This window comes from Arenimonas aestuarii (assembly GCF_054781715.1).
The window spans coordinates 267,646-286,195 of sequence record NZ_BAAGTW010000004.1; the positions used below are offsets into that span (position 1 = coordinate 267,646).

The 18,550-nt window shown below is 67.8% G+C and carries 18 protein-coding genes; 4 read left to right on the forward strand and 14 right to left on the reverse strand.

Features of this window, described 5'->3' with window-relative positions:
- The first annotated feature begins 98 nt into the window (after positions 1 to 98).
- The gene (locus ACYVJH_RS02075) at positions 99 to 539 is read left to right on the forward strand and encodes an Hsp20/alpha crystallin family protein (protein WP_460452998.1); all 441 of its coding nucleotides are present in this window, start codon (positions 99 to 101) and stop codon (positions 537 to 539) included.
- Between the two features lie 96 nt (positions 540 to 635).
- Entirely contained in the window at positions 636 to 1,511 is an 876-nt protein-coding gene (locus tag ACYVJH_RS02080; RefSeq protein WP_460452999.1) for a DnaJ C-terminal domain-containing protein, read from the forward strand.
- A gap of 47 nt (positions 1,512 to 1,558) precedes the next feature.
- On the opposite strand, the gene ACYVJH_RS02085 is transcribed toward ACYVJH_RS02080, so the two are convergent.
- The 8 genes from ACYVJH_RS02085 to purB all read right to left on the reverse strand — a co-directional run bounded on the left by ACYVJH_RS02085 (position 1,559) and on the right by purB (position 12,230).
- Entirely contained in the window at positions 1,559 to 1,927 is a 369-nt protein-coding gene (locus ACYVJH_RS02085; protein WP_460453000.1) for a response regulator, read from the reverse strand.
- 62 nt (positions 1,928 to 1,989) lie between these two features.
- A complete protein-coding gene (locus tag ACYVJH_RS02090) occupies positions 1,990 to 2,982 on the reverse strand; it encodes an oxidoreductase (protein ID WP_460453001.1) in 993 nt (330 codons plus the stop codon).
- 3 nt (positions 2,983 to 2,985) lie between these two features.
- Positions 2,986 to 4,410, reverse strand: coding sequence for a dihydrolipoyl dehydrogenase (gene lpdA, locus ACYVJH_RS02095; protein WP_460453002.1), 1,425 nt, complete (start codon positions 4,408 to 4,410; stop codon positions 2,986 to 2,988).
- Between the two features lie 71 nt (positions 4,411 to 4,481).
- Positions 4,482 to 5,663, reverse strand: a complete 1,182-nt coding sequence (odhB, locus tag ACYVJH_RS02100; protein WP_460453003.1) for a 2-oxoglutarate dehydrogenase complex dihydrolipoyllysine-residue succinyltransferase — start codon at positions 5,661 to 5,663, stop codon at positions 4,482 to 4,484.
- A 31-nt stretch (positions 5,664 to 5,694) separates the two neighbouring features.
- Positions 5,695 to 8,517 carry a 2-oxoglutarate dehydrogenase E1 component gene (locus ACYVJH_RS02105; RefSeq protein ID WP_460453004.1) on the reverse strand — a complete coding sequence of 941 codons (2,823 nt, stop codon included), beginning with the start codon at positions 8,515 to 8,517 and terminating at the stop codon, positions 5,695 to 5,697.
- A gap of 179 nt (positions 8,518 to 8,696) precedes the next feature.
- Positions 8,697 to 9,656: a GNAT family N-acetyltransferase gene (locus tag ACYVJH_RS02110; protein ID WP_460453005.1), complete on the reverse strand. Its 960-nt coding sequence runs from the start codon at positions 9,654 to 9,656 to the stop codon at positions 8,697 to 8,699.
- A 4-nt stretch (positions 9,657 to 9,660) separates the two neighbouring features.
- Entirely contained in the window at positions 9,661 to 10,851 is a 1,191-nt protein-coding gene (locus ACYVJH_RS02115) for a ribosomal protein uL16 3-hydroxylase (RefSeq protein ID WP_460453006.1), read from the reverse strand.
- 11 nt (positions 10,852 to 10,862) lie between these two features.
- Positions 10,863 to 12,230 (reverse strand): adenylosuccinate lyase, encoded by a 1,368-nt coding sequence (gene purB, locus ACYVJH_RS02120; protein ID WP_460453007.1) that lies wholly within the window; start codon positions 12,228 to 12,230, stop codon positions 10,863 to 10,865.
- Between the two features lie 185 nt (positions 12,231 to 12,415).
- Between purB and ACYVJH_RS02125 the strand changes: the two genes are divergently transcribed.
- Positions 12,416 to 13,822, forward strand: coding sequence for a class II fumarate hydratase (locus ACYVJH_RS02125; protein ID WP_460453008.1), 1,407 nt, complete (start codon positions 12,416 to 12,418; stop codon positions 13,820 to 13,822).
- Between the two features lie 15 nt (positions 13,823 to 13,837).
- Here the strand turns inward: ACYVJH_RS02125 and ACYVJH_RS02130 are convergent, their stop codons facing one another.
- The 6 genes from ACYVJH_RS02130 to ACYVJH_RS02155 form a co-directional block, all read right to left on the reverse strand.
- Complete coding sequence (locus tag ACYVJH_RS02130) at positions 13,838 to 14,605, reverse strand: GIN domain-containing protein (protein WP_460453009.1); 768 nt, start codon at positions 14,603 to 14,605, stop codon at positions 13,838 to 13,840.
- Positions 14,606 to 14,622: 17 nt separating this feature from the next.
- Positions 14,623 to 15,180, reverse strand: coding sequence for a hypothetical protein (locus ACYVJH_RS02135; RefSeq protein WP_460453010.1), 558 nt, complete (start codon positions 15,178 to 15,180; stop codon positions 14,623 to 14,625).
- Between the two features lie 76 nt (positions 15,181 to 15,256).
- Complete coding sequence (locus tag ACYVJH_RS02140; RefSeq protein WP_460453011.1) at positions 15,257 to 16,243, reverse strand: hypothetical protein; 987 nt, start codon at positions 16,241 to 16,243, stop codon at positions 15,257 to 15,259.
- On the reverse strand, positions 16,240 to 17,100 hold the full coding sequence (locus ACYVJH_RS02145; protein WP_460453012.1) for an ABC transporter ATP-binding protein: 861 nt from the start codon (positions 17,098 to 17,100) through the stop codon (positions 16,240 to 16,242). Before ACYVJH_RS02145 ends, ACYVJH_RS02140 begins: the two co-directional genes overlap by 4 nt.
- Positions 17,100 to 17,462, reverse strand: a complete 363-nt coding sequence (locus tag ACYVJH_RS02150; protein WP_460453013.1) for a GntR family transcriptional regulator — start codon at positions 17,460 to 17,462, stop codon at positions 17,100 to 17,102. The genes ACYVJH_RS02145 and ACYVJH_RS02150 overlap by 1 nt, the downstream gene beginning before the upstream one ends.
- Before the next feature lies 1 nt (position 17,463).
- A complete protein-coding gene (locus ACYVJH_RS02155; RefSeq protein ID WP_460453014.1) occupies positions 17,464 to 17,730 on the reverse strand; it encodes a hypothetical protein in 267 nt (88 codons plus the stop codon).
- Positions 17,731 to 17,873: 143 nt separating this feature from the next.
- Between ACYVJH_RS02155 and ACYVJH_RS02160 the strand changes: the two genes are divergently transcribed.
- Positions 17,874 to 18,449, forward strand: a complete 576-nt coding sequence (locus ACYVJH_RS02160; RefSeq protein ID WP_460453015.1) for a glutathione peroxidase — start codon at positions 17,874 to 17,876, stop codon at positions 18,447 to 18,449.
- Positions 18,450 to 18,550: the final 101 nt, after the last annotated feature.

Genomic DNA, 18,550 nt, shown 5'->3' on the forward strand with positions numbered 1-18,550 from the left:
GGTTAACCCCCGGGTGCAAGGGGGACTTGAAGCCGGCTTGGCCGGCCCTATTTCGGGGGCATGGCGGCCCCGTGCCGCTGCCAACACGGAGACAAACCATGAGCCTGATCCGCTATTCCGCCAACCAGCCGCGGGCCCTGCAGGACGAGATCAAGCAGGTGTTCGACAAGTTCTTCAACGGCGAGGCCGATGATGCCTCGAGCGTTGTGACCAGCCAGTGGATGCCACGCGTGGACATCAAGGAAGAATCCGACCGCTTCGTGATTCTGGCCGACCTGCCGGGCGTGGACCCGGGTGAGATCGAGGTGCAGATGGACAAGGGCATCCTGTCGATCAAGGGCGAGCGCAAGACCGAGGCGGTTGCCGAATCCGAGCGTTATTCGCGCGTCGAGCGCGCCCACGGCGTGTTCTACCGGCGTTTCGCGCTGCCCGACAGCGCCAACCCCGAGGGTGTCACCGCCACGGGCAAACACGGCGTGCTCGAGATCGCGATTCCCAAGCGTCCCGAGACCACCCCGCGGCGCATCCAGGTGTCCTGATCGCCGCGCCCGTCGAAGGGCGTGGGTTCCGGCGCCCCAGCCTGAGTAAACTGGACCCGCGGCCCCCGCGGGTCCCTTCTTTTCCAAGGCCAGAGCATGCAGTTCAAGGACTACTACGACACCCTCGGCGTCGAGTCGACGGCGGGCGAGGCGGAGATCAAGACCGCCTACCGCCGGCTGGCGCGCAAGTACCACCCGGATGTCAGCAAGGAAGCCGGTGCCGAGGAGCGTTTCAAGGCCATCAACGAGGCCTATGAAGTGCTGCGCGACAAGGAAAAGCGCGCGGCCTACGACCAGCTCAAGTCGCAGGGTTATCGCCCGGGCGAGGAGTTCCGGCCGCCGCCGGACTTTGGCGCGGGCGGGTTTGGCGGCCAGGGCTTCCGCTTCGAGCAGGACTTCGGCAGCGGCGGTTTCAGCGATTTCTTCGAGTCCCTGTTCGGGGGCGGTGCGCGTCCGCGCGGCCGGCCCGAGCCGCCGGGCGATACCCGGGCCAAGCTGGCGATCCCGCTGGAGCTGGCCTATACCGGGGGCAAGCAGCGCATCGAAGTGGATGGGCGCAAGCTCGAGGTCGGCATTCCGGCCGGCATCAGGCCCGGCCAGGTGATTCGGCTGGCCGGGCAGGGCCGCCATGGCGCCGACCTCAAGCTCGAGGTGGATTACCGCCCGCACGCCGAATTCGAGGTGGACGGCCGCAACGTGCTCTACACCCTGGCGCTGGCGCCCTGGCAGGCGGCCCTGGGCACGATGGTGAGCGTGCCTACCCTGGGTGGAACGGTCGAACTGCGCGTGCCCGCCGACTCCGACACCGGCCGCAAGCTGCGCCTGCGTGGCCGCGGCCTGCCGGGCAAGCCGGCGGCCGGCGACCAGATCGTCGAAATCGAGGTGCGCGCGCCCAGGGCCACCACCGACGCGCAGAAGGCCCTGTACGAAAAAATGGCCGAAGCCTTCGACTTCGACCCGCGGCGAGCCTGAAAAAAAAGGGCCCCGCTGGGGCCCTTTTTCGTTCCCGCGTGGCGGGATCAGCCGCCCGCGAGCAGGCTGTTGATGACTTCGATCAGCTGGGCTTCGTTGAAGGGCTTGGTGATGTAAGCCTTCGCGCCCTGGCGCATGCCCCAGACCTTGTCGGTCTCCTGGTCCTTGGTGGTGACCAGCACGATCGGGATGTGCGCGGTGCTCGATTCCTTGGAAATCGCGCGGGTCGCCTGGAAACCGTTGAGGTTCGGCATGACCACGTCCATCAGGATCAGGTCGGGGACGTTGGCCTTGGCGGCTTCGACGCCAGCCGCGCCGTCCTCGGCGGTGAGGGCTTCGTGGCCCAGCTTTTCAACAATGCGCTTCATGCCCATCAGCTGGGACGGGGAATCATCGACGATCAGGATGCGTGCCATGAATGGGCCTCCAACAAGTAGGGGGATTGTATGCCGGGGCGGCGGTCAGGGTGCAACCCGGGTCAGATCCGGACGACCGTTCGTCCGAAGGAGCCACCGGCCAGCATGGTCGGGAAAACGTCGGAAAGCGTGTCCAGCGTGGCTTCCCGCGTGCAGATCGCATCCAGATGCGCGGGTTTCCAGGCGCCGGCCAGCCGTTCCCAGACCTGCTCGCGCTGTGGCCGGGGCGTGCCGGCCGAGGCGATACCGAGGATCGAGACGCCCCGGATGATGAAGGGCATCACCGTCGTATTGAGCGTATGGCCACCGGCCAGGCCGCAGGCGGCGATGTTTCCGTAGGGGTGGATGACGCGGCTCAGGCCCGCCAGGGTGTCGCCACCGACGCTGTCGATGGCGCCGGCCCAGATCGCGGTTTCCATCGGCCGCTGGCCCCAGTGCATGTCCTTGCGGTCAATGACCTGCCTGGCGCCGAGGCGGGTGAGGAAGTCGAGCTGGTCGAACTTGCCGGTGATCGCGTGTGCTTCGTAGCCGGCGCGGGTGAGGATGTCGATGGCCAGCATGCTGACGCCGCCGGTGGCGCCGGTGACCACCACCGGGCCCATGGCCGGGGTCTGGCCGTTGGCCTCCATGCGGAGCAGCGACAGGCCGGCGGTGAAACCCGCCGTGCCCAGGACCATCGCCTCGCGCAGGCCCAGGCCCGCCGGCAGCGGGATCGTCCACTCCGCCGGCAGCCGCACGTATTCGGAATATCCACCGTCGCGGGTCTCGGACAGGCCCGAGCCCGTGCACAGCACCGGATCGCCCTCGCGGAAACGCGGGTCGCTGGAAGCCACCACGTGGCCGGCGACATCGATGCCGCCGACCAGCGGGAACCGCCGCAGGATCTTGCCCTCGCCGGTGCCGGCCAGGGCGTCCTTGTAGTTGACGCTGGACCACTCGGCCCGCACCACCACCTCGCCCGGCGACAGGTCGTCGAGCCCGATCTGCTCGATGCCGGCACGATGGCCGCCGTCGCCGTGGATTCGGAAGGCGCGGAAGCTGGCGGGCACGGCCATGGCTCAGTTGGCCTTGTGGATGGCGCGCTTGTCGACCGCCATGGCGGCGTCGTGGATGGCTTCCGACAGCGTCGGGTGGGCGTGGCAGATGCGCGCCAGGTCCTCGGCCGAGCCGTGGAACTCCATGGCCAGCACGCCTTCATGCACCAGCTCGGAAACGTTCACGCCGACCAGGTGCATGCCCAGGATGCGGTCGGTTTCCTCGTGCGCGATCACCTTCACGAAACCAGCCGGTTCGCCCATGGCCACCGCGCGGCCGACGGCCGCGAACGGGAAGCTGCCGGTCTTGAACGGGATGCCCTCGTCCTTGAGCTGCTTTTCGGTCTTGCCGACCCAGGCGATTTCCGGCTCGGTGTAGATGACCCAGGGAATGGTGTCGAGGTTGACGTGGCCGGGCAGGCCGGCAATGAGTTCGGCCACCGCGATGCCTTCCTCGAAGCCCTTGTGCGCCAGCATCGGGCCGCGCACGCAGTCGCCCACGGCCCAGACGCCGTCGACGCTGGTCTTGCAGTGTTCGTCGACCTCGACCTGGCCGCGCTCGTTGAGCTTCACGCCGCTGTCGTCGGCCAGCAGGCCCTTGGTGGCGGCCTTGCGGCCCACGGCGACCAGCAGCTTGTCCACGACCAGGGCGTGGTCGGCCTTGCCGTCGTTGTAGGTCAGGTGGACTTCGTTCTTCTTGATTTCCGCCTTGCTGACCTTGGCGCCGAGCTTGATGTCCAGGCCCTGCTTCTTGAACTCCTTGAGCGCGACCCGGGCGGCCTCGGCGTCGGCCGCGGCGAGGAAGTCGGGCAGGGCCTCGAGCACGGTGACCTCGGCGCCCAGGCGCTTCCAGACGCTGCCCAGCTCCAGGCCGATGACGCCGGCGCCGATGACGCCGAGCCGCTTGGGCACGGTTTCGAAGTCGAGCGCGCCGACGTTGTCGACGATGTGCTTGCCGTCGAACTTCGCGAAGGGCAGTTCGATCGAATCCGAGCCCGCGGCGATGACGACATGCTTGCCGACCAGCTCGACGTCCTTGCCGTCGTGCTGCTTCACCACGACCTTCTTGCCGGCGTGCAGGGTGCCGAAGCCGTAGTAGGTGGTGATCTTGTTGGCCTTGAACAACTGGGCGATGCCGCCGGTGAACTGCTTGACGATCTTGTCCTTGCGGCCAACCATCGTCTTGACGTCGATCTTCGGGTCCTTGGCGCTGATGCCGTGCTCGCCGAACAGGTGCTGCAGGTTGTGGAACTGCCGCGAGCTGTCGAGCAGCGCCTTCGACGGGATGCAGCCCACGCGCAGGCAGGTGCCCCCCAGCGCCGGCTTGCCGTCCTTGCCCAGGGCCGCGTCGATGCAGGCGGTCTTCAGGCCTAGCTGGGCCGCGCGGATGGCGGCGTGGTAACCGGCGGGGCCGGCACCGATGACGACGACGTCGTATTGCTCAGACATGGATAAACCTCTTCGATTTTCCCTCCCGCGCAGCGCGGGGGAGGGCAAGGTAGGGGCAGCGCCCTCTCAAATTACAGACCCAGCAGCATCCGGTGGGGATTCTCGAGCTGGTTCTTGATATCCACCAGGAACAGCACCGCGTCCTTGCCGTCGATGATGCGGTGGTCGTAGCTGAGTGCGATGTACATCATCGGCGCCACCACGACCTGGCCGTTCTCGGCGATCGGGCGCTCCTTGATGGCATGCATGCCCAGGATCGCCGACTGCGGCGGGTTGACGATCGGCGTGGACATCAGCGAACCGAAGGTGCCGCCGTTGGTGATGGTGAAAGTGCCGCCCTGCAGGTCCTCGAGCTTCAGGCCACCCTCGCGGGCCGCCTTGGCGTAACCGGCGATCGAGGATTCGACGTCGGCGAAGCTCATGTTCTCGACGTTGCGCAGCACCGGCGTGACCAGGCCCTTTTCGGTGGCCACCGCGATCGAGATGTCGGCGTAGCCGTGGTAGATGATCTCGGTGCCGTCCACGGACGCGTTGACCGCCGGGAACTTCTGCAGCGCGTTGGCCGCGGCCTTGGCGAAGAAGCCCATGAAGCCCAGCTTGATGCCGTGGGTCTTCTCGAAGCCTTCGCCCAGCTCCTTGCGCATGGCCATCACCTTGCCCAGGTTCACCTCGTTGAAGGAGGTGAGCATGGCGATGGAGTTCTTGGACTCCATCATGCGCTCGGCGATGCGCTGGCGGATGCGGGTCATCGGCACGCGCTGCTCGGGGCGGGCGCCGCCGCCGACCTTGATGTGGTTGACCACGTCTTCCTTGGTCACGCGACCGCCGCGGCCGGTGCCGGCGACATCGGCCGGGTTGACGTCGTTGCGGGCGGCGTGGGCCGCGGCACCCGGGGGCAGCTCGGCGCCGCCGGAAGACCTGGCGGGTGCCTTGGCGGCCTCGGCCTTCGCAGCCGGCTTGCCGTCGGACTTGGGCGCGTCGGCTTTCTTTTCTTCCTTGGGCGCGTCGGCAACGGCGCCTTCCTCGATGATCGCCACGACCTGCTGGCTGTTCACCGTGTCGCCTTCCTTGAACTTGAGCTCCTTGAGCACGCCGTCGACCGGCGAGGGCACTTCGAGCACGACCTTGTCGGTCTCGAGGTCGAGCAGGTTCTCGTCGCGACGGACGGAATCACCGGCCTTCTTGTGCCAGGTGGCGATGGTGGCGTCGGACACGGATTCCGGAAGGACCGGGACTTTGACTTCGATGCTCATGGACAAGGTCCTGCTGGCGTGGAGTGGGGGCTTATTCGGCGGTATGGGTGTTGGGCGCGCTGACCAGGGCGTCTTCGATCAGCTGCGCCTGTTCGGCGTTGTGCGTGTTCAGGTGGCCGGCGGCCGGCGAGGCCGAGCGCGAACGCCCGGCGTAGCTCAGCGACTGGCCCTTGGCGAGGCAGAAATCCAGGTGGTGGCGGATCTGGTACCAGGCGCCCTGGTTGAGGGGCTCTTCCTGGCACCACACCACTTCCTTGGCGGCACCGAAGCGCTTGAGCTCGGCGGCAAGCAGCGCCCGCGGGAACGGATACAGCTGCTCGACGCGCACGATGGCGACGTCCTTGACCTTCTTCGCGGCCGCGGCTTCGACCAGGTCGTAATAGACCTTGCCGCCGCAGACCACGACCCGGCGCGCCTTCTTCGGGTCCTTGCAGGTGCTGTCGGGAATGAGGTTCTGGAACCCGCCCTTGGCCAGATCGTCCAGGCCCGACACCGACAGCTTGTGGCGCAGCATGGACTTCGGGGTCATCACCACCAGCGGCTTGCGGGTGGCGCGCAGCATTTGCCGGCGCAGCATGTGGAACATCTGCGCGGGCGTGGTCGGCGTGCAGACCTGGATGTTGTCCAGGGCGCACAGCTGCAGGAAACGCTCCAGGCGGGCCGAGCTGTGCTCGGGGCCCTGGCCTTCGTAACCGTGCGGCAGGAACAGCACCAGGCCGCACAGGCGGTCCCACTTGGACTCACCCGAGGTGATGAACTGGTCGATCACCACCTGGGCGCCGTTGGCGAAATCGCCGAACTGGCCTTCCCAGATGTTGAGCGTGCTCGGCTCGGCGGTGGAATAGCCGTACTCGAAGGCCATCACCGCTTCTTCGCTGAGCAGCGAGTCGATGATCATGGCGTGTTCGGGGTTGTCCACCAGCTCGCGCAGCGGCATCACCGCTTCGCCCGTGGCCTGGTCGTGCAGCACGGCGTGGCGGTGGAAGAAGGTGCCGCGGCCGGAATCCTGGCCAACGATGCGCAGCTTGTAACCTTCCGACAGCAGGGTCGCGTAGGCCAGGTTTTCGGCGAAACCCCAGTCCATGGGCAGCTCGCCGGCAGCCATCTTCCGGCGGTCGTCGTAGATCTTGGCAACGCGGGCGTGCAGCTTCAGGCCTTCGCGTGGGGCGTTGATCTGCGTGGCCAGCTTGTCGAGGTCGGAGCGCTTGACCGCGGTCTTGACCTCGTCGGCCAGGGTGCCGTCCAGCCAGGGCGACCAGTCCACCGCGAACGGATCGGCCTCGACCTTGACCAGTTCGGTGGTGACCTCGCCCTTGTCGAGCTTTTCGCGGTAGCCGTCGACCAGGGCCTTGGCGCCGTCGGCGTCGATGACGCCCTCGGCGGCCAGCTTGTCGGCGTAGAGCTCGCGGGTGGACTTGCGGGCGCGGATGTTCTTGTACATCAGCGGCTGCGTGGCCGCCGGCTCGTCGGCCTCGTTGTGGCCGTGCTTGCGGTAGCAGACCAGGTCGATGACGACGTCGCGGCCGAATTCGCGGCGGAAGTCGAAGGCCATGCGGGCGCAGAAGGCCACGGCCTCCGGGTCGTCGCCGTTCACGTGCAGCACGGGCGCGCCGATGATCTTGGCCGGGTCGGTGCTGTAGAGCGTGGATCGCGAGTCGTCCGGGCGGCTGATGGTGAAGCCGACCTGGTTGTTGATGACCACGTGGATGGTGCCGCCGACCGCGAAACCGCGGGCCTGCGACATCTGGAACAGCTCCATCACCACGCCCTGGCCGGCGAAGGCGGCGTCGCCGTGGATCAGGATCGGCAGCACCTGTTCGCGCTCGCTGTCGCCGCGGCGCATCTGGCGCGCACGCACCGAGCCGGCGACGACCGGATCGACGATTTCAAGATGCGAGGGGTTGAAGGCCAGGGCCAGGTGCACCGGGCCGCCGGGGGTGGCGACGTCGGAGGAATAACCCATGTGGTACTTCACGTCGCCCGAATAGGCCGGGTCGTCGTTGTGCTCGAACTGGCCGCGGAACTCGTCGAAGAGCTTGTGCGGCGGCTTGCCCATCGTATTGATGAGCGTGTTCAGGCGGCCGCGATGGGCCATGCCGATGACCACGTCCTTGATGCCGGCGCTGCCGCCGTGGCGGACCAGCGTGTCCATCAGCGGGATCAGCGAATCGCCGCCCTCGAGCGAAAAACGCTTCTGACCCACGAAGGCGGTGTGCAGGTAGCGCTCCAGGCCTTCGGCCGCGGTCAGGCGTTCGAGCAGGCGCAGGCGGCCGTCCTTGTCCAGGCCGTAGCCGGCGGTGGCGCCTTCCAGGCGCTGCTGCATCCAGCGGCGCTGCTGCACGTCGGAGATGTGCATGAATTCGGCGCCGATGCTGCCCGAGTAGGACGCACGCAGCTTGGCCAGCAGGTCGCGCAGCTTGTACTTGGGGGCACCAAACCAGGTATCGACGGTGAATTCGCGGTCGAGGTCGGACTCGGCCAGGCCGTGGTGGGCCAGGCCCAGGTCCGGGGCCTCGGGGCGCGCCATCATGCCCAGCGGGTCGAGCTGGGCGCCCAGGTGGCCACGCGAGCGGTAGGCGGTGACCAGCTTGCCGACGGCGGCCTGCTTGCGGGCGGTCTCGTCGTCGACGCCACCCGAACGCGGGGCGCGCGCGGCGGCCTGCACCTGGGCCATGACCACGGAGTGGGGCACGTCGCCCGCCTCGCGGCCCTTGAAACCATCGAAGTAGGTTTTCCAGGCGGCGGGGACCGCATCGGGATCGACCAGGTACTGTTCGTACAGGTCTTCGATATAGGCGGCATTGCCGCCGGCGAGCTGAGAGGTCTGTTTAAACTTCTTGATCAGACTGTCCACGACCCTGGCCTGGCCCGTCTCGACGACGGGTAAGTGATTGATGGAATGGGATGTCGGGGCATCGCGCGATGGCGACGACAAGGCCCGGGATTATAGCCCGCACGGCCAGGCTTTAGAACCCGAAGCGGGTCCCGGAAAGCGCTTGCAGGCCGCCGGCCGGCGGCCCGGGGCCGGGATGCTCAAATGCCCAGGGCCCGGAATTCGGTGCAGGCGCGTGAACGCTCCCAGACCCGGCCGAAGTGTTCCACCAGCTGGCGGGTGCGCGCCGGGTGGGCCGGGCTCCAGTCGCCGTCCCAGCGGCTTCCCAGCTGCCGGAACAGGTAGCCGTCGCGGTCGTTGGCCAGGAAGGCCGAAGGGTATTGCAGGTCCACGTCCTCGATCGGCGTGCGGAACTGGAAGACCGACGTCAGCCGCTGGGCCAGCCCCAGCAGCGGATGACCCTGGCCCTGCACGGCGGCCGGGTCGAGCACGATCAGTTGCACCACGCCGCCGCGGCCGGCGGTCGCGAAGCGCCGGAAGGCGTCCATGACGGCCGGCTGTGAATACATCACCGGATCAAGGTCGCGGCTGAAGACGAACAGTTCGCGCCGCGCGTCGTCCACCAGGCGGATGCTCGCCTCGGTGGCGGCGGACAGGCTGTCGAATTCCCTGGCCGCCTCCGAGGGGCCGCGGGGCTGCGCAGGCGGACGTTCGGGGCCGGCGAGGGGCTCGATCGCGCGGCGCATGGCCTGGTGTTCGATGCCGGCCTCCATGAAACGCTCGCCATAGGGCTCGAACCCGTGGCGCGCGTAGAACGCCAGCGCCGACACCTGGGCATTGAGCTTGACTTCGGTCCAGCCCAGGGTCCGGGCGCGGTCCATCAGCGCCACCAGCAGGCCGTCGCCGACGCCTCGGCCACGCCATTCGCGCAGCACGGCCATGCGGCCGATCTTGTGCTCGGGCGTCAGCCGCCCGGTGCCGATCGGCTGGCCCCCGGCGTCGCGGGCCAGCACGTGCTGGCTGCGCGGGTCCAGGTCGTCCCATTCTTCTTCCTCGGGAACCTTCTGTTCGAGGATGAACACCGTTTCCCGGACCTTGCGCAGGTCGGCCAGGTCGGTGGCGTAGTCGGCGGGTTCGATGCGGAAATCAGTCGGGATCATGGCGTCACCGTCGGCGTCTTGGCTTGACCAGCTGGTAGTGGCCGGCGGCCACCAGGGTTTGCAGTATTTCACGGCCCCCGGCGCCGAGCGCGGCCAGTCCGGCGGCATCCACGCGTTCGGCGGCGGCGAGGCGGCGCGCGTCGGCGATGCCCAGTGACAGGCCCAGGCCGTTGGCGAACAGCCTGGCGCCGCGGCCATGCCGCGCCCAGGCGACCCGGGAATGCGGGTGCCTCAACAGGATACCGCCCTGGTCCAGGGCCCTGGCCACGGCGTTGGCATCCGGTGCGCGGGCCGGCGCCTCGATTTCACCGCCGGCGCGGTATTGGGTGATGAAGCGGCCGAACCAGGCGCGCAGGCGGTCTTCGTCCAGCGACTGCAGGTCGGCCAACGCCTCCCGCAGGCGTCCGAAGGCAGCGCCGTCGATTTCCCAGGCGTCGCGCGGCGGCGTCAGGTCGGGGTCGGCATAGCGGGCCTCGTCGGGCAGCGCCGCGGCCAGTTCCTCGGCCAGGTCCACCATCAGTTCGGCCTGCGACGGTGCACGCATCCCCACCGAAAAGGTCAGGCAGGCGTCCTCGGCGACACCGTGGTGCGGCACGCCGGGCGGCAGGTACAGCATGTCGCCGGGCGCCAGCACCCAGTCATGGTCGGGATCAAAACGCGCGAGCAGTTTCAGTTCGACGTCGTCGCGGAAGTCCTGCGGGGCACCGGGGCGGCTGTCGACCTGCCAGCGGCGATGACCCTGCGCCTGCAGCAGGAAAACGTCGTACTGGTCCACGTGCGCGCCCACCGAGCCCCCGGGCGCGGCGAAGCTGACCATGATGTCGTCGAGTCGCCAGGCCGGCAGGAAACGGAACGCGTCGAGCAGGGCACGGATGTCCATGTCCCACTTGTCCACGTCCTGCACCAGCAGGGTCCAGTCCCGGCGGGGCATGTCCGGGAACATGGCTTCGTCGAAGGGGCCGGTACGCAGTTCCCAGCGGTCGCGCCCACGATCGTGCAGCACGATGCGCGACAGCGCCGCTTCTTCGCAGGCCAGGCCGGCGAGGTCCTCGGGTGAAATCGGCGACTCGAAGCCCGGAAACGCCTGTCGTATGAGCAGCGGCCGCTTCTGCCAGTAGTCCCGCAGGAAGGCCGCCGCCGGCATGCCCAGCGGCTGCCTGTGCGAACCGGTGACCTCGATGGGCGGCCTCTTCATGCGGGGCGGGCTCAGACCGAGCGCGCCAGGGCGGCGGCGTGGCCGACGTAGGTGGCGGGGCTGAGGGCGAGCAGGCGGGCCTTGGCGTCGGCGGGCAGGTCGAGGCCGTTGATGAAGTCGCGCATCGAGGCTTCGGTGATGCCCTGGCCGCGGGTCAGGGCCTTGAGCTGTTCGTAGGGGTTGGCCAGGCCGTGGCGGCGCATCACCGTCTGCACGGGCTCGGCCAACACTTCCCAGGCGGCGTCGAGGTCGGCGGCCAGTCGTTCGGGGTTGACGCTCAGCTTGCCCAGGCCACGCTGCAACGCATCGAGCGCGACCAGCGAGTGGCCGAAGGCCGTGCCCAGCGCGCGAAGTACGGTGGAGTCGGTGAGGTCGCGCTGCCAGCGGCTGATCGGCAACTTTTCGGAGAAATGGCCCAGCAGGGCGTTGGCGACGCCGAAATTGCCCTCGGCGTTCTCGAAATCGATCGGGTTGACCTTGTGCGGCATGGTCGAACTGCCGACTTCGCCGGCCTTCACGGCCTGCTTGAAATAACCCAGCGAGATGTAGCCCCAGACGTCGCGGCACAGGTCCACCAGCACGGTGTTGATGCGGCGCTGGGCATCGCAGAGTTCGGCGATGCCGTCGTGCGGTTCGATCTGGGTGGTGTAGGGATTGAAGTCCAGGCCCAGTGATTCGACGAAACGCTGGGCCAGCGCCGGCCAGTCGACGTCCGGGTAGGCGATGACGTGGGCGTTGTAGTTGCCGACGGCACCGTTGATCTTGCCGGGGAACTCGACGCCGTGCATCACCGCGACCTGGCGCTGCAGGCGCGCGACGACGTTGGCGATTTCCTTGCCGACGGTGGTGGGCGAGGCCGTCTGGCCGTGGGTGCGCGAGAGCATCGGCAGGGCCGCGTGCTCGTGCGCCATCGAACGCAGCGTGTCCATCACCTCGGCGGTCCTGGGAGCGATGACCCGGGTGTAGGCCTCCTGCAGCATCAGGGCGTAGCTGAGGTTGTTGATGTCCTCGCTGGTGCAGGCGAAATGCACGAACTCCAGGGCCGGGCCGAGTTCGGCGTCGTCCTTGAGGCGTTCCTTGATGAAATATTCGACGGCCTTGACGTCGTGGTTGGTAGTGCGCTCGATCTCCTTCACCCGGGCCGCGTCGGCGACGCTGAAGCCGTCGGCCAGGGCGCGCAGGCGCGATGCGCCGGCGTCGGTGAACGGCGCCAGCTCGACGATGCCGGGTTCGGCGGCCAGGGCCAGCAGCCACTCCACCTCTACCCGCACGCGGGCCCGGACCAGCCCGTACTCGGAAAAGATCGGCCTCAGCGCCTCGGCCTTGCCGGCATAGCGGCCGTCGATGGGGGACAGGGCGGTGAGGGCGGCGTCGGACATCGGTCGGGCTCGGGAAAGGCGGGGAAGGGCCATATTCTACCCATTCGCCGCCGGGCCCCATCCCCGTGGGAGCCCCCATGAAGCCCGAATCGCCTTCCCGCCAGGGCCAAAGGCGAGGGATTCACGCCCCAAGGTGCGCCGGCGCGGGGCGTTATGCTGATCGCACGCCCCACCGGAGTCCGACCATGGCCAGCAAGACCCGCACCGAATCAGACAGCCTGGGCGAGCTGCAGGTCCCCGCCGAGGCGCTTTATGGCGCCCAGACCCAGCGCGCCGTGCAGAACTTCCCGATTTCCGGCCTGCGCATGCCGCGTGACTTCATCCGGGCCCTGGGCCTGGTCAAGGCCGCGGCGGCCGGGGCCAATGCCTCGCTGGGCCACCTGCCCGAGGACGTGGCCGAAAGCATTCGCGATGCCGCCCTGCAGGTGGCCGCGGGCGACCTGGACGGCCAGTTCCCGGTGGACGTGTTCCAGACCGGCTCGGGCACGTCGAGCAACATGAACGCCAACGAGGTGATTGCCCGGCTGGCGTCCAAGGGCCGCAAGGCGCCGGTGCATGCCAACGACCACGTCAACATGGGCCAGAGTTCGAACGACGTCGTGCCCACGGCCATCCAGGTCGCCGCGGTGCTGGCCTGCCGGGAGCGCCTGCTGCCGGCCACCAAGTACCTGCGCCTGGCCATCGACCGCAAGGCACGCCGGGTCGGCAAGGCCGTCAAGACCGGCCGCACCCACCTGATGGACGCGATGCCGCTGACCCTGGGCCAGGAAATGGGCGCCTGGTCGGCGCAGTTGGCCTCGGCAGCGGCGAGGATCGACGACAGCCTGGGCCGCCTGGTCCGCCTGCCCATCGGGGGCACCGCAGTGGGTACCGGCATCAACGCCGACCCGCGCTTTGGCCGAAGGGTGGCCAAGGATCTGGCCAAACTCTCCGGCCAGCGTTTTGCCCAGGCCGACAACCTGTTCGAAGGCATCGCCGCCCAGGACGGTGCGGTCGAGCTGTCCGGCCAGCTCAATACCCTGGCGACGGCGCTGATGAAGATCGGCAACGACCTGCGCTGGATGAACTCCGGTCCCCTGGCCGGCCTGGGTGAAATCGAGCTGCCGGCGCTGCAGCCAGGCAGTTCGATCATGCCGGGCAAGGTCAACCCGGTGCTGCCCGAGGCGCTGTGCATGGTCTGCGCCCAGGTCATGGGCAACCACGTCACCGTCACCGTGGCCGGCGCCAGCGGCAACTTCCAGCTGAACGTGATGCTTCCGGTCATCGCGCATAACCTGCTGCAGTCGGTCGACCTGCTTGCGAACGCGATGCGGGTGCTGGCCGACGGCGCCATCGCCGGCTTCAGCGTGCGCCACGATCGCCTGGAGCAGGCGCTGGCGCGCAACCCGATCCTGGTGACGGCGCTCAACCCGGTGATCGGCTATGAAAACGCCGCCGCCATTGCCAAACAGGCCTACCGCGAGGGCAGGCCGGTCCTGGCGGTGGCGATGGAACGCACCGGGCTGGAGGAAAAGGTGCTGCGCAAGCTGCTCGACCCGGCCGCGCTGGCCGAAGGTGGCATCCACGGAGCGCCGGGCGGGGGCGGCGGCTGACCGCCCCGCGCGGGTTCAGTCCTTCGGGACGCTGATCTTGCCGCGGACGCGGCCGTGGTCAACGTCGCCGCTGCCCAACTGGTCGACCACCAGGTCGCCGGCGACGTCGTCGACGTCGAGGTCGCCCGAGCCGATGCGGCCGACGCGCACGCTGCCCGCGACGCCGTCGAGCGTGATGTCGCCCGAGCCCAGGGAGCCGACTTCCACGTCGCCGCGGATGCGGCTGGCGTCGAGGTCGCCGGAGCCGACCGAGCGCAGGTCGAGGCTGCCGATGTCGTCGAGCTCGATGTCGCCCGACCCGACCTTGGCGGTAACCGCGCCGGCGATGGCGCGGGCATCCAGGTCGCCGGAGCCGACGTCGGCGGAAAGGCTGGCGACGTTATTTACTTCGGCATCGCCCGAACCGAGGTCAATCTCGTACGCCAGGCCCGCCGGCAAGCGTGCCTCGACGTCGAGATAGGCGTAGGTGGCGCTGAAGAAGATGCCGGAACTGCGGCCCTTGCGCTCGATGCGGACCACCAGGGTGTCACCGCTGCGGCTGGACTCGACCACCAGCTGCGGCAGGTAGTCCGGATCGGAAGCGCAGGCGCGGATGCGCAGCGGGACGACGGCGTCGGCTGCGACGCCTTCCACGCGCAGGTCGTGCGCGTGGACTTCGAAACGCACCTGGCTGATGCCGTCCAGGTCGAGCGCCAGCTGGCGGCTTTCTTCGTGCTTGCAGTCGCCGGCCGCGGCAAGGCCGGGCAACAGGAGCAGGGGCAGCGCTAGGGCAGGGGATTTCATGCGTCGGTTCTCCGGGCTCAGTTGACGTTGACCTGGCAGTCGTCGATGTCGGACGGATCCATGTCGGCATAGGGTTCGAATTCGGGCACGGCCTCGGCCAGGGCCTGCTGGCTCTCGTAGAGTGCCGGCAGGCGATCGCAGAGGGCCATGGCGACCGTTTCGATCTCCTTGGCCTTTTTCTTGGCGTTTTCCTCGACGGCGGCGGTTCCCTCTCCGCTGAGCAGGCCGTTGATGGCGATGCCGATGCTTTCCTTGGCCAGCTCGGCGCTCTGCATGCCGATGCCGGCGCCGGCTTCGGCGATGGCGGCGACGTTGCCGCGGTATGCCAGGGCCAGTTCACGCTGGGCCGGGTCCAGGCCCACGGGCTTGCCGTCGATCAGCATCTCGCCTTCCGGGGTCAGCTCGGCGCGGGGCAGGCCGTCGCTGCGGCCCAGGTCCAGGTTTTCCCGGGCCATTTCCTCGCGCACTTCCCGGGCCACCGTTTCCGCCAGCGAAAGATCGCTGCCGTCGTCGTTGCCGCCGCAGCCCGCCAGGGCCAGTACCGGGACGAACAGGAGCAGGGGAAGTCGGGACATGGGAAACCTCGATCGTTTGGATGGGGTGCGAAAAAAAACAGCGGGGCGGCCATCCAGGCCCGCCCCGCCGGGGGATTCAGCCTTCGTCGCGGCTGCGGCGGTAGTGCATGGCACCGAAGATCAGGGCGGCGCCGACGGCCACGCCGATCCAGAGGTCGAGGGTGGCAAAGGCACCCCAGGCGTTCTGGGCCGAGAACAGGGCGACGATGTCCTGCGGGCCGTCCGGGTTGAAGTTGACCAGCTGCGGGTCACTCGCGCCGCGGTAGACCATGTCCATGCCCGGGACGGTGCCCAGCAGCAGGCGCCCGACCACGTGCTGCCAGAACCAGGCGGCGCTGGAGCCGAACATTTCCATCACGTCGAACCAGGTCACCAGGATGCCGGAGAACACAGGTACCAGCAGCGCCCAGAGGAAGGGCTTGGTGCGCGCCCAGGCCGAGACCAGCATCAGCCAGCCGACGGTCGGCAGGGCCCAGGCCGCGTAGACGGGCAGGGAGGCCAGCATGTGGAAGGAAATCGTGAGCGGGCTGGCCGGACCCCAGATCAGCGAGACGGGGTTGCCGCCATGCAGCAGCACGTAGGCACTGAGCAGCACGAGGAATCCGATCGACGTGATGATCGCCGCGACCATCGCGAACAGCGGGGCCACGACCAGTGCACTGGTGACCTTCGAAAGCACGGTCTGGCCATCGGACAGCGGCAGCGACTTCCAGAACAGGATGCTGCGGTCCTTGCGCTCGTCGTACAGCGCGCTCAGGCAGTAGAAGAACACCACGAAGGCGAGCACGACCAGGGGCCAGGAGCCGGCCATCAGCGTGCCCAGGTCGAGGCCGCCGCCCAGTTCCGCCATCTCCTTGGGGCTAAGGGTTTCGGTGAGCCGGCGCAGCTCGACGCCGTTCATTTCCAGCTCGCCCTGCTCGGCGCTGCGGCGCATGCTCTCGCCGGCGATCACGGCCAGGGCACTGATCACCAGGAACACGCCGCCGGCGATCAGCGGCGCCCACAGGAACCCGCCACGGTGTTCCCAGTATTCGCGCTTGAGAAGCCATTTGAAGGTGTTCATGCGTAGGTTCCTTTCATGGTGGCGACGAACAGGTCGGCGATGCCGGGGTTGCGGACCTCGCCAAGGGTGGCGACCTGAGACCGGGGTACGCCGTCGAACAGCATCACGGACTTGCCGAAAACGGTGCGTTCATCGATGGGCTTGAGGGCGCGGGCGGCCTCGGCCTTGTCGGCGGGCACCATCACCTCGGTGAAACGTTCGCCCACTTCGTCCATCGTCGCCGAGAGCACGATCTTGCCCTCGCGGATGAACATCAGGTCGGTGAGGATGTGTTCGATCTCCTCGACCTGGTGGGTGGTGACCACGATGGTCTTGTTCTCGTCGAAGTAGTCCTCGAGCAGGTTCTGGTAGAACTGCTTGCGGTAGAGGATGTCCAGGCCGAGCGTCGGCTCGTCGAGCACCAGGAGTTTGGCGTCGATGGCCATCACGATCGCGAGGTGCAACTGAACGATCATGCCCTTGGACATCTGCTTGACCTTCATGTCCGGGTGCAGCTTGGTGTGCGCCAGGTAGGCCTCGGCCTTCTTGCGGTCGAAGCGCGGGTGCACGCCGGCCACGAAGTCCACGGCGTCCTTCACCTTGAGCCAGCGCGGCAGCACGGCCACGTCGGCGATGAAGCACACGTCCTGCATGACGTCGTCGCGCTGGGTACGCGGGTTCTTGCCCAGCACCTTGAGTTCGCCCTCGAAGGGCACCAGGCCCAGGGCGGCCTTGAGGGTGGTGGTCTTGCCCGACCCGTTGGGGCCGATCAGACCGACGATGCGGCCGGCAGGGATGTCGAAGCTGATCGAATCAACGGCGCGCACGCCCTTGCCGTAGCTCTTGGAGAGATTGCGGGCGGAAATAACGGCGCTCATCAGTTGGTCTCCTTCGCCTGGGCCATGAGTTTCCCGATGTCCAGGCCGAGGCGCTGGATGCGCTCGACCACCAGCGGCCATTCTTCCTTCAGGAAGCGGTCCCGCTCGGATGCCAGCAGGTTTTCGCGGGCCCCTTCAGTCACGTACATGCCAAGTCCCCTTCGTTTTTCCACAAGTCCTTCGTCCGCCAGCTCCTGGTAGGCGCGGGAGACGGTGATCGGATTGAGCTGGTATTCGGCGGCGATCTGCCGGACCGAGGGCAGGGCCTCGCCGGGCAGGAGGATGCCGTCGAGCATCATCGCCACTACCTTGTCCTTGAGCTGCCGGTAGATCGGCGCGCTGTCATTCCATGCGATGGTCATTTCAGGACTCCCGGCGGGGCATGAGGGCGGCCATGGACACATAGGGCATGGCGATCTGGCGCTTGAGGGCGCCGCGGCTGATCTGGTGCGCCCGGATCAGGGCTTCGGCGTCCGGGGCGTCCTGCTCTTCCGTCTCGACCGCGACGAAGTCCGTCGCAGACGACAGTGAGACAGGCTGGCTCGGCGGCTCGCCGAGGCCGTAGCCGGCAACCAGGACGCTGAGCGAAACGGCCAGGGCCATCAGGTTGGTCTTGATCTTGGGGGTCATGTGCGGCCTCCCTCGTTGGTGAGGTATTGGACAGGTGTTGTAGCGAACTATAACACCCAAAAACCGGCTGTCAACACCTTTTGCACACTTGGGGGGCCAAACTGATGGCATAGGCGCGGATGTTCCGCGCCGGAGGACGGACGATGGGCAGGAAATGGCTTGTTTTACTGGCTGGCGTGATGGCCATGGCGCCGGCATTTGCCGGGGAAAAGCTGCTGGACCGGGAATTCCGGAAACTGGCCGGCGAGGAGACGGTGAACCTGGAGCAGGCCTACGGCGGCCAGGTGCTGCTGGTGGTGAACACCGCCAGCAAGTGTGGTTTCACGCCGCAGTACGAAGGCCTGGAAGCCATGTACGCCAAGTACAAGGACCAGGGTTTCGCGGTGCTGGGTTTCCCGTCAAATGACTTCATGGGCCAGGAGCCGGGCAGCGAGGAAGATATCGCGGAGTTCTGCACGCTTACCTATGGCGTCAAGTTCCCGATGTTCGAGAAGGTGCAGGTGCGCGGTGCCGACGCGACCCCGCTCTACCAGGACCTGGCCGCGGCCACGGGCGAAGCACCGGGCTGGAACTTCCACAAGTACCTGATTGATCGCGAGGGCCGGGTGGTGGCCAGTTTCGGCAGCCGGACGACCCCGGACGACCCCAAGCTGGTGGCGGAAATCGAGAAGCAGATTGCCCGGCCGGCGCCTGCGGCCAAGGCAGCCAAGGCCGGTTGACCCGGCCCTGTGCCTGAACCGCCGCCACGGATGTGATTGCCGTGGCGGCGGTGCATCGCGACAATAGCGGGCGACGTGCCTTTCCGGTCCGCCCCCCTCAG